The sequence below is a fragment of the Candidatus Andeanibacterium sp. genome (assembly GCF_057143545.1).
The window spans coordinates 1-15,059 of sequence record NZ_DBNHSF010000103.1 but is presented as its reverse complement, the minus strand read 5'-3'; the positions used below and the strand labels follow the sequence as shown (position 1 = coordinate 15,059).

Annotated in this window: 16 protein-coding genes; 11 read left to right on the top strand and 5 right to left on the bottom strand. The window is 62.8% G+C overall.

The features are described from left to right. Nucleotides 1-546 (bottom strand): amino acid--tRNA ligase-related protein (locus tag AC16XC_RS06680; protein WP_484033871.1); only part of this gene is annotated, 546 nt, incomplete at its 3' end. Between the two features lie 136 nt (nucleotides 547-682). On the opposite strand from AC16XC_RS06680, the gene rnd reads away from it, so the two are divergent. From rnd to AC16XC_RS06660, 4 genes are all read left to right on the top strand, one after another. Next, complete coding sequence (rnd, locus tag AC16XC_RS06675) at nucleotides 683-1,894, top strand: ribonuclease D (protein WP_484033870.1); 1,212 nt, start codon at nucleotides 683-685, stop codon at nucleotides 1,892-1,894. Further along, nucleotides 1,891-2,790, top strand: a complete 900-nt coding sequence (locus AC16XC_RS06670; protein ID WP_484033869.1) for a hydrogen peroxide-inducible genes activator — start codon at nucleotides 1,891-1,893, stop codon at nucleotides 2,788-2,790. Before rnd ends, AC16XC_RS06670 begins: the two co-directional genes overlap by 4 nt. A gap of 100 nt (nucleotides 2,791-2,890) precedes the next feature. After that, entirely contained in the window at nucleotides 2,891-3,808 is a 918-nt protein-coding gene (locus tag AC16XC_RS06665) for a hypothetical protein (protein ID WP_484033868.1), read from the top strand. Nucleotides 3,809-3,822: 14 nt separating this feature from the next. Further along, a complete protein-coding gene (locus AC16XC_RS06660; RefSeq protein WP_484033867.1) occupies nucleotides 3,823-5,676 on the top strand; it encodes a TIR domain-containing protein in 1,854 nt (617 codons plus the stop codon). A 10-nt stretch (nucleotides 5,677-5,686) separates the two neighbouring features. On the opposite strand, the gene pgsA is transcribed toward AC16XC_RS06660, so the two are convergent. Continuing rightward, nucleotides 5,687-6,253, bottom strand: coding sequence for a CDP-diacylglycerol--glycerol-3-phosphate 3-phosphatidyltransferase (pgsA, locus tag AC16XC_RS06655; protein ID WP_484033866.1), 567 nt, complete (start codon nucleotides 6,251-6,253; stop codon nucleotides 5,687-5,689). Between the two features lie 114 nt (nucleotides 6,254-6,367). On the opposite strand from pgsA, the gene AC16XC_RS06650 reads away from it, so the two are divergent. Next, nucleotides 6,368-7,684: an MFS transporter gene (locus AC16XC_RS06650; protein ID WP_484033865.1), complete on the top strand. Its 1,317-nt coding sequence runs from the start codon at nucleotides 6,368-6,370 to the stop codon at nucleotides 7,682-7,684. A 9-nt stretch (nucleotides 7,685-7,693) separates the two neighbouring features. Here the strand turns inward: AC16XC_RS06650 and AC16XC_RS06645 are convergent, their stop codons facing one another. Together AC16XC_RS06645 and AC16XC_RS06640 are read right to left on the bottom strand one after the other, a co-directional pair. Beyond that, nucleotides 7,694-7,885, bottom strand: a complete 192-nt coding sequence (locus AC16XC_RS06645) for a hypothetical protein (RefSeq protein ID WP_484033864.1) — start codon at nucleotides 7,883-7,885, stop codon at nucleotides 7,694-7,696. Nucleotides 7,886-8,038: 153 nt separating this feature from the next. Continuing rightward, entirely contained in the window at nucleotides 8,039-8,452 is a 414-nt protein-coding gene (locus tag AC16XC_RS06640; protein ID WP_484033863.1) for an EVE domain-containing protein, read from the bottom strand. A gap of 160 nt (nucleotides 8,453-8,612) precedes the next feature. On the opposite strand from AC16XC_RS06640, the gene AC16XC_RS06635 reads away from it, so the two are divergent. From AC16XC_RS06635 to AC16XC_RS06610, 6 genes are all read left to right on the top strand, one after another. Then, on the top strand, nucleotides 8,613-10,322 hold the full coding sequence (locus AC16XC_RS06635) for a putative bifunctional diguanylate cyclase/phosphodiesterase (RefSeq protein ID WP_484033862.1): 1,710 nt from the start codon (nucleotides 8,613-8,615) through the stop codon (nucleotides 10,320-10,322). A 68-nt stretch (nucleotides 10,323-10,390) separates the two neighbouring features. Beyond that, nucleotides 10,391-11,200: a diaminopimelate epimerase gene (gene dapF, locus AC16XC_RS06630; protein ID WP_484033861.1), complete on the top strand. Its 810-nt coding sequence runs from the start codon at nucleotides 10,391-10,393 to the stop codon at nucleotides 11,198-11,200. Beyond that, the gene (mtaB, locus tag AC16XC_RS06625; RefSeq protein WP_484033860.1) at nucleotides 11,197-12,417 is read left to right on the top strand and encodes a tRNA (N(6)-L-threonylcarbamoyladenosine(37)-C(2))-methylthiotransferase MtaB; all 1,221 of its coding nucleotides are present in this window, start codon (nucleotides 11,197-11,199) and stop codon (nucleotides 12,415-12,417) included. Before dapF ends, mtaB begins: the two co-directional genes overlap by 4 nt. Beyond that, complete coding sequence (gene ftsY, locus AC16XC_RS06620) at nucleotides 12,414-13,505, top strand: signal recognition particle-docking protein FtsY (RefSeq protein WP_484033859.1); 1,092 nt, start codon at nucleotides 12,414-12,416, stop codon at nucleotides 13,503-13,505. The genes mtaB and ftsY overlap by 4 nt, the downstream gene beginning before the upstream one ends. Further along, nucleotides 13,505-14,161 (top strand): inner membrane-spanning protein YciB, encoded by a 657-nt coding sequence (locus AC16XC_RS06615; protein WP_484033858.1) that lies wholly within the window; start codon nucleotides 13,505-13,507, stop codon nucleotides 14,159-14,161. The genes ftsY and AC16XC_RS06615 overlap by 1 nt, the downstream gene beginning before the upstream one ends. A 76-nt stretch (nucleotides 14,162-14,237) precedes the next feature. Beyond that, the gene (locus AC16XC_RS06610) at nucleotides 14,238-14,822 is read left to right on the top strand and encodes a urate hydroxylase PuuD (RefSeq protein ID WP_484033857.1); all 585 of its coding nucleotides are present in this window, start codon (nucleotides 14,238-14,240) and stop codon (nucleotides 14,820-14,822) included. Between the two features lie 6 nt (nucleotides 14,823-14,828). On the opposite strand, the gene AC16XC_RS06605 is transcribed toward AC16XC_RS06610, so the two are convergent. Then, nucleotides 14,829-15,059 (bottom strand): NAD-binding protein (locus AC16XC_RS06605; RefSeq protein WP_484033856.1); only part of this gene is annotated, 231 nt, incomplete at its 5' end.

Sequence of the window (15,059 nt, the reverse complement as noted above, 5' to 3'; positions counted from 1 at the left end):
CACCAGGTAGTCGCGAGCTCCTTCGGGGCTCGAGGCGGTCAGGATCGGCGTCTGGAACTCGGTGAAGCCCTGCTCGGTCATCCGTCGGCGCAGGCTGGCGATGACCCGGCTGCGCAGCATCATGTTGGCGTGGACACTCTCGCGCCGCAGGTCGAGGAAACGGTACTTGAGGCGGATGTCCTCGGGATAATCCTGCTCGCCGGCGACCGGCATCGGCAGTTCCTCGGCGCGGCTCTGCACCGTCACTCCGCGGGCAAAGACCTCGATCGCGCCGGTCGGCAGGTTGGGATTGATCGCCTCAGGAGCGCGCGCCTTGACCAGCCCGTCGATCGTCACGACCGACTCCAGCCGCAGCCGTTCGAGCACACCCAGCGCCTCGCTATCGCTGTCCGCGACGATCTGGGTAATCCCGTAATGATCGCGCAGGTCGACGAACAGCACGCCGCCATGGTCGCGCTTGCGGTGCACCCAGCCCGACAGGCGCACATTTTCGCCGACATTCGCCGCCGACAGCTGTGCACAGGTATGTGAACGATAAGGATGCATCGAATCTCTTTCCATTCGGCCGTCAATAAGGCAGGGGAAGTCCGCGGCCTAGGGGCGCGATCAAGTCGCGGCCCTTGAGGCGAAGGCCGTCAATTTGTCAAGCCGCGGGCTCGCACGGGTCCATCCAGAAAGTCCTATGAAGATACATTCCCTCATTACCGATACGAAGCAGCTGGCCGAGCTTTGCGAACGCCTGTCCGGAAGCGATTTCGTGACCGTCGATACGGAGTTCATGCGTGAGAACACCTATTGGCCGGAACTCTGCCTGGTCCAGATCGCCAACGAGCACGAAGCCGCCGCGATCGATCCGATGGCCGAAGGAATCGACCTTGCGCCCCTGCTCGGGCTGATGTGCGACAACGAAGACGTGCTCAAGGTCTTCCATGCCGGCGGCCAGGACGTCGAAATCATCTTCAACCTGACCGGCAAGACCCCGCATCCAATCTTCGACACCCAGATCGCCATGATGGCGATCAGCCAGTCCGAACAAATCGGCTATGCCAATCTGGTGGAGAGCTGGCTGGGAACGCAGATCGACAAGGGCGCGCGCTTCACCGACTGGAGCCGTCGTCCGCTGACCGACCGCCAGATCGAATATGCGATTGGCGATGTGACCCATCTGGCCAGGATATTTCCGCGGATTCTGGAAAAGCTGATCAAAACCGATCGCGGCAGCTGGCTCAATGCCGAAATGGAAAAGCTCGCCGATCCGGACAATTATCGTATCGATCCCAGGCAACTATGGCGCAAGATCCGCGCGCCGTCGCGCAATCCGGCGGTTCTCGGGCGACTGCGCGACCTGGCGGCCTGGCGCGAAGGCGAAGCGCAGGACAAGAACATTCCCCGCGGCCGCATCATTCGCGACGAAACCCTGGCCGATCTCGCCAGCCATCCGCCGAGGAGGCAGGACGACCTCGCCAAGGTCCGCGGACTTTCATCGGCCTGGCGCGAGAACGACATCGGCAAGCGGTTGATGAAAGTGCTCAAACATTCCGAACCGTTGAGCCAGGAGGAAATGCCCGAAAAGCCCCAGCGCGGCGCGCCGCTCGGCAAGGAAGGCGCGCTGGTGGCGGATCTGCTCAAGCTGCTGCTCAAGATTCGCGCACGCGAGATCGACGTGGCATCGCGGCTCTTGACCAAGAGCGACGAGCTCGAGGCCCTGGCGGCGGGAATGCGCGACCTGCCGATCTTGGAGGGTTGGCGTTACGAGGTGTTCGGCCGCGACGCGCTCGAACTGGTCGAAGGCAAGCTTGCCTTTGCTGTCGTCAAGGGACGGCTCAAGATGACGCATATAGACGACATGGCCGACCAGATGCGCGCAAGGCCCCTGCCGACCGCAGCCGAATGAGTATCTACCTCCCCACTATCAAGCAGCTGCAATATCTCGTGACGCTGCACGAGCATTGCCATTTTGGACAGGCGGCGGAGGCCTGCTACGTCTCCCAATCGACGCTTTCGGCCGGCATCAGGGAGCTTGAGAGCCTGCTCGGCGTGACCTTGGTCGAACGCAGCCGCCGGGTGGTCCGATTTACCCCGCTCGGCAATGCAGTGGCCGAAAAGGCCCATCGCCTGCTGCGCGAGGCGGAAGAACTGGTCGATCTCGTGCAGTCGGCCGGCAAGCCGCTTTCGGGCGAATTGCGGATGAGCGTCATCCCTACCATCGCGCCGTTCCTGCTGCCGCGAATCCTGCCGCGGCTGCGGAAGGAGCGACCCAATCTCAAGCTGTTCCTGCGCGAGGAAACCAGCGGCGACGCGATCGAAAGCCTTCATCACGGGCGCGCCGATTGCGTGCTGCTGGCGCTCCCTTTCGCGACCGGCGAGGTCGAAAGCCAGATCATCGCGCGCGACAGGCTCTATGTCGCGTTCCCGAAAGACGATCCGCGCAATCCGCCGGAAGAAATCCCGCCATCGCTGATCGATGAAGGCAAGCTGCTCCTGCTCGAAGACGGACACTGCCTGAAAGACCATGCGCTGGCCGCATGCAATCGCCCGGAACTGCGTGCTTCAGCGACCATGATCGGGACCAGCCTGCACACGCTGGTGCAGATGGTCGACAACGGGCTCGGCGTGACTATCGTCCCGGAAATGGCGGTCGATGCAGGTATCCTGCACGATACCCATGTGATTGCCCGGCCGCTCAAGGCCCGCAATGCCTTGCGGGATATTGCCTTGGTCTGGCGCAAGAACTCGCCGCGCTCGGACGAATTTATCCTTCTGGCACAAGAATTAAGGACAAGTGATTGAATTGAAGAACCTTCCTGGAGAGAGGGCCGTGGCGGGAAGCATTTGATCACTGCGCTTGCTAATCCGGCGCGCTCTACGGTATTGTTCCCGCTGACAGGCATTGTTCGGGTCCATTTCCTGCAAAATCCGGCGCTGCCGCATAAATCCGCCGTTTCGCTGTCAGGAAGCAGACAAATGCCAGGGTCAATTTGGCGTAGTCGTTTCGACGGGCTGCGAGAAGGAGGGAATAATGCGCAAGACAATGACATTGGCGCTTGCCGGTGGCGCGCTCCTGGTGGGCAGCTGCGAGCCGGTTGAAACTGTTGCTCCAAACGGAACGGCCGATCCCGTGGCGTTCAAGACCATCTACTCGCTGCCGGATTGCCCCGGTGTTAGTCCAGGCCAGCGCCCCGCCAATATCGGCGTGATCAACATCGTCGTGCCCAACAATTTCAACGACAACACTATCGCCCGTTTGGTCAATTCCAAGAAAGTGTCCGATTTTCCGGCCGATGACCCGAATCCCGAACCCAGCGGCAACAAGGGCAACGGTGCCCAACCCGGCTCGGAGGAGCAGCCGTTCGACTTTTACACGACGACCGACACGGATTTCGGCAGCGGTGACACCGGCCTGATCCTGGTGCGCGTGATCGTGCTAAACGGTCCCGGAAATTCCCCCAATAATTCCAAATGGGAATTCGTCGAAGAAGGCGATTTTCACGGGATCGGACTGATCGATCCGAACGACAACACCGTCGCCTGCGGCAAATTCCCGGTCATCCCCGGCGACAGCAATCCGCCGAACCCACCTCAAGAGGCGCGCCAGATCGCCACTTTCTACATCGATGCGGGCAAGTATGACTGGAACTCGCCTGACTACGCCCTGCCCTTTGTCATCGGCCTGAAAATTCCCGAATATGGCGAAACGCCAATCCTGATCGATCCCAAGATTCGAAATGACGGCGGCGGGCGGATAATCGTCCCGATTGCCCCGATGTCCGACGTCATAGACAGCCAGGTCGATCAGAACACTCAATAGCAAACTTCAAGCAGGTGGCCGTCCAGTCGGGAAACAGCGATATCCAGCCGCGCCGATACAGCGCATTCATCAGCTATACCGATGCGGACCGGGCATTGGCGGCGCACCTCCAGGCGCGGCTCGAGCGCTATCGATTGCCACGCAAGATCGCCGAACAGATCGGTTCGCCCCGCATCCGTCCGGTGTTCGTCGACCGCTCCGAAATGTCGGCCGCCTCGGACCTGGGGGCGGCGCTGACGGATGCACTGCGCCAGTCGGACTACCTGATTGTCCTGTGCACGCCCCGGACGCCCAAGTCCCGCTGGGTCGGCCAGGAGATCAACGCCTTCAGGGAATTGCGCGGCAGCGGCAATACCCTGGTCGCACTGTTCCAGGGGGACAAGGAGCGAAGTTTTCACCCCAACCTGCTGATCAACAAGGACGATCACGAAACCGAGCCGCTGGCGGCGGATTTCCGGCAGGAGGGCGATGGCTACCGCAACGCACTTCTCAAGCTCCTCGCCTCGATTGTCGGCGTAAACCTGGACGAGCTGATCCATCGCGATGCCAAGCGCCAGCGCCGCCTGCAACTTGCCTTTGGCGGGCTGGCAGCTGCCATCGTGCTGGTCTTTTCAGGGCTCGCCTTCTGGGGCTTCCAGGCGAGCAACGCGGTCGACCAGGAGCGGATCCAGGCGTCGCAGGCTATGGAGCGGCAACTCGAGGACCTGCGGGCGGAGATCAGGGCCGGCGGGACGCTCGACATGGCCGCCGCGGTGGTCCGCAATGTCGAGCTGTTTTACGATGGGCAGCCCCCTTCGCGGGACCTTCCCGAGATCGAATTCGGACGGGCCCGCTTGCTCCATGCCAAGGTCGAAGATGCCGAGAAGCGCGGCGATTTCGAAGGAGCGGCGGCCGAGGCCCAGGCTGCCTGGAAAGTCTCCAAGGATGTCCTCGACCGGCAGGGCGACAATCCGGAAGCAATCTATACCCATGCCCAGAGCGCCTACTGGGTTGGTTTCATTGCCTGGCGCATGCGCGATACGCCGCTCGCCGCCAATGCCTTTGCCCGCTACGCGGACCTCGCCGACAGGCTGGTGGCGATCGACCCCGACAACGCCGAATGGCGGCTCGAACAGGGCTATGCCTATAGTAACCTTGGCGTCCTGGCCTTGCGCGAAGCGCTCGATACCGACCTTGCGGAACAATATTTCAGCGCGGCCCAGGAGGCCTTTCGCGAAGTCGGGCGCCGGGATCCCGACAATCTCGATGTGATCTACGAGATCGCCGATGGCGAAGCCTGGCTGGCGGATGTCGGCCTGGCCAGGGGAGATATTGCGACAGCCCGTACACACCGTGAAGAGCAAAGGCGGCTGGTCGACCGCCTCCTGCGCGAAGAGCCTCGCAACCTGCTGTACCTCGCCGACGATTTGCGGGCGAAGCTGGGCATGGCCGCGCTCGAGGCAGCCCAGAACCGGCATCGCAATGCCGTCGGGCAATTGCGCGATGCGCTCGAAGACGCCCGTTCGCTGCTGGCGGCCGACCCCTCGAATGCGACGATTGCCGGGCAGTTGCGGGCGATCGAACTGTTCATTGCGGCGAGCGAACTTGACCTGGCGGCCCGCGACAGGCGAGGGATAATTCGGGCTGAAGATTTGCTGGGAAGCTGTTCGGACGATTGGGATGAAGTATCGGGAGACGAACTTGCGGTCTTCTGCCATATTCTCGAGAGCCGCATTTCAGTGATGCGCGGAAATCGCGAGCGGGCGCGTGCAATCATGACCCAGCCCAAGGTTATTGCGGCAATGCGCTCGCCGCTACTTGGGTCGCGCTGGAACCTCAAACTGGACGAGCAATGCGCCAGGATTGGCGTTTCGGGCCTTTGCCCCTGATCCCACCGCCTCAATCCATGTGCTTGAGGCCGGCCCGCAGATAGTCCCAGCCGGTTATCAATGTCAGGATGGCCGCCGCCCACAGGCTCGCCAGCCCGACCAGGTGGACGAACGGCCATTGCGGCAAGGCCTCGCCCAGGATCAGTGCGCCCAGGGCCACAAGCTGGAAAGTCGTTTTCCATTTCGCCAGCCGGCTGACCGGGATCGAGACCTGCAATCCCCCCAGGAACTCCCTCAGCCCCGAAACGGCGATCTCGCGGACCAGGATGATCAAACCGGCGATCACATGCGCATCGCCGACATAGGGCCCGCGCAGGACGCCCTGCGCGGTCAGCACCAGGATCACGGCGGCAACCATGATCTTGTCGGCAATCGGATCGAGGAAGATGCCGAGCTTCGACACCGTCCCGCTCGAGCGGGCCAGATAGCCATCGAAATAGTCGGTTATGCCCATCAGGCAGTAAAGACCGAACGCCAGGGCGAAACCCAGCTGCCAGCCGGGCCACCACATCAGCGCGGCGAGGAACGGCACCGCCAGGATGCGCGACAGCGTAAGCATGTTGGGCAGGGTCAGCATTCCGGCATCTCCCTTACCGCGCGGGGCCTGTGCAAAAAAGGCATTGCCGCCCCTTGTCCACCCCTCACATCTCGTTAGACACCGCAGCATTCCTGCACGGCGGAAAAGGGCCGCATGACAACATCGACCCACCTCTTGCGACGGAAGCGATTCCTGCCGCTGTTCGTCACGCAGTTGCTCAATGCGTTCAACGACAACCTCTACAAGAACGCGATGGTGCTGTTCGTGGTCTATTTCGTTTACAATTCGGAAGAGGCCGAGGGGCAGTTCAGCGCGATCGCTTCGGGCCTGTTCATCCTCCCGTTTTTCGTGCTCTCGGCGCTGGCGGGTCAACTGGCGGACATGCGCGACAAGGCGCGGATCATCCGCCTCGTCAAGCTGGCCGAAATCTTCATCATGACGGCCGGCGCGGCCGGGCTGGTGCTGGCATGGCAGGGGATCATGACCGACAGCCTTGCGATCCCGCTGATGCTGCTCGCGCTGTTCGCCATGGGCATTCATTCGACTTTCATGGGCCCGATCAAATACGCGATCCTGCCACAACACCTGAAAAAGGGGGAAGTGCTGGCGGGAACCGGGCTGGTCGAGGCGGGGACCTATATCGCGATCCTTTCGGGCACGATCATCGCCGGGTGGATTCCGGTCGAATGGGCCGCGATCGGCGTCATGGGCACGGCGGTGCTGGGCTATATCACCAGCCGCTTTGTGCCTCCCGCTCCTCCACTGGTCGCCGCCCAGCCGATTGACCGCCACATCGTCCGCTCCTCGATCCAACTGATCCGGGCCACCACGCACGAGCGCGAAGTGTTCTTCGCGATCCTTGCGATCAGCTTCTTCTGGACCATCGGCACAGTGCTGTTCATCCAGTTCCCGCCGCTGGCGAAGAACGTGCTGATGGCGAGCAAGGAAGTGGCAAGCCTGTTCCTGGTGATGTTCTCGATCGGGGTGGCGATCGGTTCGATCTCGATCAACGCCCTGCTCAAGGGAAGGGTCTCGGCGCGCTATGCCCCGTTCTCGGTGATCATGATGGGGGCCTTCGTCGCCCTGTTCTGGTTCGTCTGCCGGATGTGGCCGGCACAGGCGTCCGACCGGCTGATGGGAGTCGCGGAATTCATCGGCCAGCCGCTGGCGATCCCCGCCCTGCTCACCCTGCTGCTGATCGCGATCGCGGGCGGCATGTTTGTCGTCCCGCTTTATGCTTTCCTGACCACCAAGGTCGACCCCGGCCAGGCCGCGCGGACCATCGCCGCAAACAACATCGTGAATGCCGGGGCGATGGTGATCGGCGCACTGATCGCCATGGGGCTCAGCGCGGTCGGCGTTCCGATAGTCGAGCAGGTGCTGTTGAGCGCCGGAATGTGCCTGGTCTCGGCCTGGCTCGGGCGAGTGCTCTACCGGGCCGAAAAGCAGCCCGAACAGCCCGCCCGATAACCCGGCCGGTCAGGCGATGAACGCACTCGTCGCCATGAAGCAAGCGCAATAGGCGACCAGGAAAGACCTGATGTCGTCGATTGTCAGACCCCAGGGCAGGCGTGCGGGAACGGGATCCCTTCCGCTGCGGACATGGGGCGGGATGCTTGCCAGGAACGGGTGCCGGGCGCTTTCGTCGGTGAGAACAAGTGAACGTCGCATGTCCCTCGATTAACCGATGGCTAACCATTTGGAAGCGCGCTAACCGGGGGCGTCGCAGGACGGGACATTAACCGCGCCGGTTCACCCTGTTCGCTAATTGCGGCGTGCCGCACTTCGCCCCACGCGGTCATCCTGCCTTGGCGAAGATGCCGCTCAGCCCTTCCCCAGCTTCACGATATGGTCGAATTCGGCCCTGGTCAGCTCGGCGACCGAAAGCCGCGAGAGCCGGACCAGCTCGATCCCCTCGAGTGCCTTGTCCGCCTTGATCTCCGCTAGCGAGACAGGCCGAGCGAATTTGCGTACCGGCTTGAACCTGACCGCGGCCCATTTGCCTTCCGGATCCTTCGGATCGGTCAGCCCGGCCTTGCTGACTTCGGCGATGCCGACCACCTCCTTGCCCGTTACCGAATGGTAGAAGAGAGCCTTCTCGCCGGCCTTCATCTCCCTCAGATTGCCGGACGCGCGATGGTTGCGAACCCCGTCCCAGACCGTCTCTCCATCCGAAACCAGATCTTCCCAGCTATAGGCGGCGGGCTCCGATTTTATGAGCCAAAAGCGCTTTGCCATTCCTGTCCTCCATCTTCCGGCGAAATCGCGCATAAACTCCCGGATAAAGCGATGCCAAGCCATTGCGCGATCCCAAGGACATGCTGACCGGCAAATTTACCGAATATTCAACGAACCGGTGGAAAGGGGAAGGCCGGCAATCAGGGGTTTCAATTGCATCGTGAAGGAAGGGCCTGACAAACGGGACAATGTCCCCGACCCCGAGCGGCGGATCGGCCCGGCGGAGCGCGATATCGTTACGCTGGGGATCGCGGCCGCGGCCATCATCCTGTTTGTCGGAACCGGCGGATCGGTGCTGCCGCAAGTGGTCCGCTCATCCCTTTATGGCGGGGCAAGCCCTGATATCGCGCTGACCAACGCCTTGCTCCTCAACATTGCCCTGCTGATCTTCGGCTGGAGGCGCTATCGCGATTTATCGCGCGAGATCGGCGAACGCCGCAAGGCCGAGGAGACGGCGCGTCTCCTGGCCGAAACCGATGCCTTGACCGGCCTGCTCAACCGGCGCAGCTTCGCCGCGACCGTCAACGACATGATCGAGCGGGCTCGCGAAACAAGGACGGAACTCGCCATTGTCATGCTCGACCTGGACAATTTCAAACAGATCAACGACGTGCAGGGCCACAAGGCTGGGGACGAAGTCCTGTGCGAGACATCCCGCAAGCTCACGGAGCTCTTGCCTGTTGAAGCGGCGTTGGCGCGACTGGGCGGCGACGAGTTTGCCATCGCCCTCCCCTTCGATTCGCGAGCGCCGGAAAAGGTCGACCAGCTGGCGGAAAGCCTGGTCAATTCGCTCTCCGGCCCGATTGCCTTCGGAAAGGCACGCCAGGAGACGAGCATCTCGGCGGGTATTGCCAGCACAAGGGGCGAAGCAGGAAAGGCCGATCCGGCGGAATTGGGGCAGAATGTGCTCCATCAGGCCGATATCGCAATGTACCATGCCAAGAAACAGGGCAAGAACCGCTATTCCTGGTTCGAGGCGACCATGGAAAGCGAGCTGCTCTTCCGTAACGATCTCGAAACAGGCATCCGTCGCGGCATCGAGAAGGGCGAGTTCGTCCCCTATTACGAACAGCAGATCGATCTCGGGTCGGGCGACCTGGTGGGTTTCGAGATGCTCGCGCGCTGGAATTCGCCGCAACTGGGTCTTGTGAGCCCGAACATCTTCATACCGATCGCCGAGGAGATCGGCGTTATCGCGGAACTATCCGAATGCCTGATGCGCCAGGCGTTCGAGGACGCCAAGCAATGGGATCCCAAGCTTACACTTTCGGTGAATATTTCCCCGATCCAGCTACGCGATCCATGGTTCGCGCAAAAATTGCTGAGGCTGCTGGTGGAGACCGGCTTTCCGCCTTCGCGGCTCGATATCGAGATCACCGAAAGCTGCCTGCACGAGAATATCGGCATGGTTCGCTCGGTGCTCACCAGCCTCAAGAATCAGGGCATCCAGATCAGTCTCGACGATTTCGGCACCGGCTATTCGAGCTTCGCCCAACTGCGCTCGCTGCCTTTCGACCGGCTGAAGATCGATCGCAGCTTCGTTAGCGAACTGGCCGTCGAAGGAGCGGATTCGAAAGTGGTCGAAGCAATCGTCTCGCTCGGCCAGGGCCTGGACCTGCCGATGACGGCCGAAGGTATCGAGAACGACGAGATTCTGGCTGCGCTTCGGCGGATGGGCGATTTCAAGGGCCAAGGTTATCTCTACGGCCGCCCGGAAGACGCCGCCAGGACGATCGATCGCCTGTCGCGCATGAGGCTGCTGGTGGCCGTCTTGAAGAAGGCCGAAGCCGACGAGATCAAGGCAGCGCAAGACCGGAACCGGCAAGACCTGCCGTTCGATCCCGACGAGGACAAGCGCATCGCCAGCTGACCGGTCCGGTCGGTCGTTCGACTAGCCGACATTGCGGTTTATCATGCCAGCGCCTAGAGGCGCTCGCGATGCAGGTTCCTTTCATCAAGATGCACGGCCTGGGCAATGATTTCGTCGTCCTCGACGGGCGACAGGGTACGCTCATCCCGATGACCAGCGACCTTGCCGGCGCGCTGGCCGACCGCAAGACCGGAATCGGCTGCGACCAGCTGATCCTCCTCGAACCGTCGGCGAATGCGGATTTCCGCATGCGCATCTTCAATCACGATGGCGGCGAGGTCGAATCCTGCGGCAACGCCTCGCGCGCGATCGGCCTGCTGACCGGAGCGCCAGCCAGAGTCGAGACTGCCGGTGGGGTGATCGAGATTCGTCCGACCGAGAATGGCATTGCGGTCGATATGGGTATGCCCCGCTTTGGCTGGCAGGAAATCCCGCTGGCCTATGCGATGGACACCGCATCGCTCCCCGTCGCCTGGGAGGAACTCGAGAACCCGGTCGCAATCAATGTCGGCAATCCGCATGTGGTGTTCTTTGTCGACGATGTCGACGCGGTCGAACTCGACCGGCTCGGCCCCCAGATCGAGCATGACCCGCTGTTTCCGCAACGGGTCAATGTCAATGTCGCGCAGATTGTCAGCCGCAAGGCGATCATGTTGCGCGTATGGGAGCGCGGCGCCGGGCTCACCCGCGCCTGCGGGACCGGCGCCTGCGCAACCGCAGTGGCGGCCATGACCCGCGGTCTCGTCGACCGCACGGTGGATGTGACGCTTCCCGGCGGCACGCTGACGATCGGCTGGGACGAGGATCAGATCATCACCATGATCGGGCCGGCGGCCGAAAGCTTTCGCGGCACCTTCGACCCGGCGCATTTCGCATGAGTGGCAGCGCCGAAGTGATCTCGTTGGGTTGCCGGCTCAATATCGCAGAGAGCGAGACGATCCGGGCGTTGCTGGCCGAGGAAGAGAACCTGGTGGTCGTGAACAGCTGCGCGGTAACTTCGGAGGCCGTGCGGCAAACCAGGCAGGCAATCCGCAAGGCGCGGCGAGCCAATCCCGGTGCCCGCCTGCTGGTCACCGGCTGTGCCGCGGAGATCGAGCGCGGGCAGCTTTCGGCGATGCCCGAAGTCGACGGATTGGTGCCGAACAGGCGCAAGCTCGACGCCCGCAATTACAATGCGAGTCCCCGCACCGGCGGGGACCTCGCGCGAATTGACTCGAGACCCCCGCCTGTACGGGGGATCACGCCTCTTCACACACGCGCCTTCATCGCCATCCAGAACGGCTGCGATCATTCCTGCACCTTCTGCGTAATTCCGCAGGGACGCGGGCCGAGCCGTTCGCTCACGATTGCGCAAGTCCTGCACGAAGTCGAACGCCACCTCGTCCAGGGCGCTCCCGAAGTGGTGCTGACCGGGGTCGATGTCACTTCCTGGGGGCACGACCTGCCCGGGAGGCCGCCGCTCGGATCGCTGGCCGAAGCAATCCTGGACACGTTTCCGGAGGTTCGCCGGCTGCGCATGTCCTCGCTCGACGGGATCGAGATCGACGAAGAGCTGTTCGAACTCTTCGCGAGTGCACCGCGGCTGATGCCGCATCTCCACCTCTCGCTGCAGCATGGCGACGATCTGATTCTCAAGCGAATGAAGCGGCGGCATTCGCGGGCCGATGCGGTCGCCCTGGTCAGACGGCTGAAGGCGCGGCGCCCCGATATTGCCATCGGCGCGGACCTGATTGCGGGCTTTCCGACCGAGACGGACGAAATGCACCGCGCCAATCATGCGATCATCGCGGAGCTCGGCATCGTCCACGGGCACATCTTTCCCTATTCGCCGCGTCCAGGCACACCGGCTGCAAGGATGCCCCAGCTCGACAAGGCCGCGATCAAGGCCCGCGCTGCAGAATTGCGTGGCGAGGTGTCGCGGGTTCGCCGGGATTGGCTCGCCGGCCTGGTGGGCAGGCCGTTGACGGTCCTTGTCGAAGCGGGCGGAACCGGCCATGCCGAGAACTTCGCGCAGGTCGCGGTGCCCGAGGGAACGCCGCGGGGAACAATCCTGGAAATTGTGCCGAAGCGGCTCGAAGGGGGCCTGCTGCGATGAGCGAGAAGAAGAGCTGGACCGAGCGGCTGTTTGGCGGGTTCCGCAAGACGTCCGACCGGCTGAGCGAAAACCTCTCCGCGGCGATCGCGATCGATTCCGCCAAGGAGCAACCGACCGACGAAGCAGCGGTCCCGGAACCGGTAGAGGTGACCGCTCCCGAGCCGCCCGCAATGCCCGCGCCGGAGCCTGCCGCAACACCCTCGCCCAAACCGGCACCAAGCGGCATCGCCGCCAGGGTCGCTACTTCCCTTTCCACTGCCAGGCTCGACGACCGCACGCTCGACCAGGTCGAAGACGCCTTGATCCTATCCGACCTCGGGCCGAGCGCGGCCGCGCGCATCCGCGGAAAGCTGGCCGAAAAGCGCTTCGGGTTGAACATTACCGAGAAGGAACTGAAGGAAGCCATCGCCGAGGAAATCGCTGCGATCCTGCGCCCCGTGGCGAAAAAGCTCGAAATAGCCGCCTTCCCCCGCCCGCAGGTCATCCTCGTGATAGGCGTCAATGGCAGCGGCAAGACCACCACCATCGCCAAGCTCGCCCACCTGCTCCAGGAAGAGGATTACGGCGTGATGCTGGCCGCGGGCGACACGTTCCGCGCCGCCGCGATCGGCCAGCTTGCGGTGTGGGCCGAACGGCTCGGCGTGCCGATCGTCAAGGGACCCGAGGGCGGCGACCCGGCGAGCATCGTGTTCGATGCGGTCAAGCAGGCGACCGACCAGGGCATTGATGCGCTGATCGTGGACACGGCCGGGCGGCTCCAGAACAAGCGCGAGCTGATGGACGAACTGGCCAAGATCCGCCGCGTGCTCGGCCGGCTCAATCCCGAAGCGCCGCATGACGTGGTGCTGGTGCTCGATGCCACCAATGGGCAGAATGCGCTGGCGCAGATCGACGTGTTCAAGGAGGTTGCCGGCGTGACCGGGCTGATCATGACCAAGCTCGACGGGACCGCGCGCGGCGGCGTGCTGGTCGCGGCAGCCGAGCAATACGGCCTGCCGATCCATGCGATCGGCGTGGGCGAGAAGATCGACGACCTCCGCCCATTCGATCCCGACCTGGTGGCACGCGTGATCGCGGGGGTTGTGTAGTGGAAGAGACAGGTCCTTCCGATAAAGCCAGGAAGCCCGCATCCGGCTGGGCCAATATCCTGGTCGATTACGGGCCGATCCTGGTCTTCTTCCTCGTCTACCGCTGGTACAAGCCCGACAGCGAAGACATGGTGGCCGAGGTGTTTGCGGTAATCCGCGGGACCGGCGCCTTCATCGTCGCCGCCATCGCGGCCTTGCTCTATTCGAAGTTCAGGCTGGGCAAGGTCTCGCCGATGCTGTGGATCTCGACCGCGCTGATCGCCGGATTCGGCGGACTGACGATCTTTCTCGCCGACCCCTTCTGGATCCAGATCAAGCCGACCGTGATCTACCTGTTCTTCGGCGTCGCGCTGCTGATCGCCTGGCTCAGGGGCAAGGCGCTGCTGCAATGGGCGCTCGAATCCGCCTTCGAAGGGCTCAGCGAGGAAGGCTGGCTCAAGCTCTCGCGCAACTGGGCCTTCTTCTTCTTCGCGCTGGCCGCCCTGAACGAGAGCATGCGCTATTTCCTGAGCTTCGAGGATTGGCTCGCGGCCAAGCTCTGGGTATTCCTGCCGCTGTCCTTCATCTTCACCTTCGCCCAGCTGCCGATGCTGTTGAGACACGGGCTCGCGGCCGAAGCGAAGGAAGAGGAGGAAACCACCCTTCCCCCAACTTAAGGTCTGCTTGCTTGCCCTGCTGTCCGCTTTGGCGATAGAGTGACTCATTCTGACAAGAAGCCAGGGGGATATCGACATGGCCAAGTTCTTCGGAAATTTGAATCTCGTGGTGCTGGTCGGGCTGGTCGCCGCGATCGCAGTGATCGCCAGCTTCACCGGCGCGACCGGCGAAGACGCCAAATCCATCGCCGACGACGTGCTGCGCTGGCTGCATCTGTTTTTCGGGGTACTTTGGATCGGGTTGCTTTATTACCTCAACTTCGTCCAGGTGCCGACCATGCCGGCGATCCCCGCCGAGCAGAAGGGAGCGATTACCGGGCATATCGCGCCCAAGGTCCTGTACTATTTCCGCTACGCTGCACTGTTCACCGTGCTGACCGGCCTCGCGATAGCCTTCCATGCCGGCTATGCGGTCGACGCGCTGACCTTCGCCCTGCCCGGCCAGGTCACGCTGATCGGGATCGGCATGTGGCTCGCCCTGATCATGGCCTTCAACGTGTGGTTTATCATCTGGCCGGCGCAGCAGAAGATCCTCGGCCTGGTCGAGGCCAGCGCCGAAGCCAAGGCTGCCGCCGGTCCGCGCGCGCTCTATGCCAGCCGCACCAACGTGCTGCTCTCGCTGCCGATGCTGTATGCGATGGTCAGCGCCAATCTGGGGTAATCCGGTCTAAGATTGAGGCCGCGGCTTGGCCGCGGTCATCAACTGCAACAGGCGGTTGGCGATCTCGCGGTCGCCCATTACCACGTAGTTGGCGCCCAGGCGCTTGAGGTGCTCGACTTCACCGTCTGAATGCGCGCGGGCGAAGATCGCGATATCAGGGTTTATCCGACGCGCGCTCTCGGCGATCACTCCGGCTTCGAAGCCCTCCGGGATCGCGACGATCAGCTTGGCTGCCGT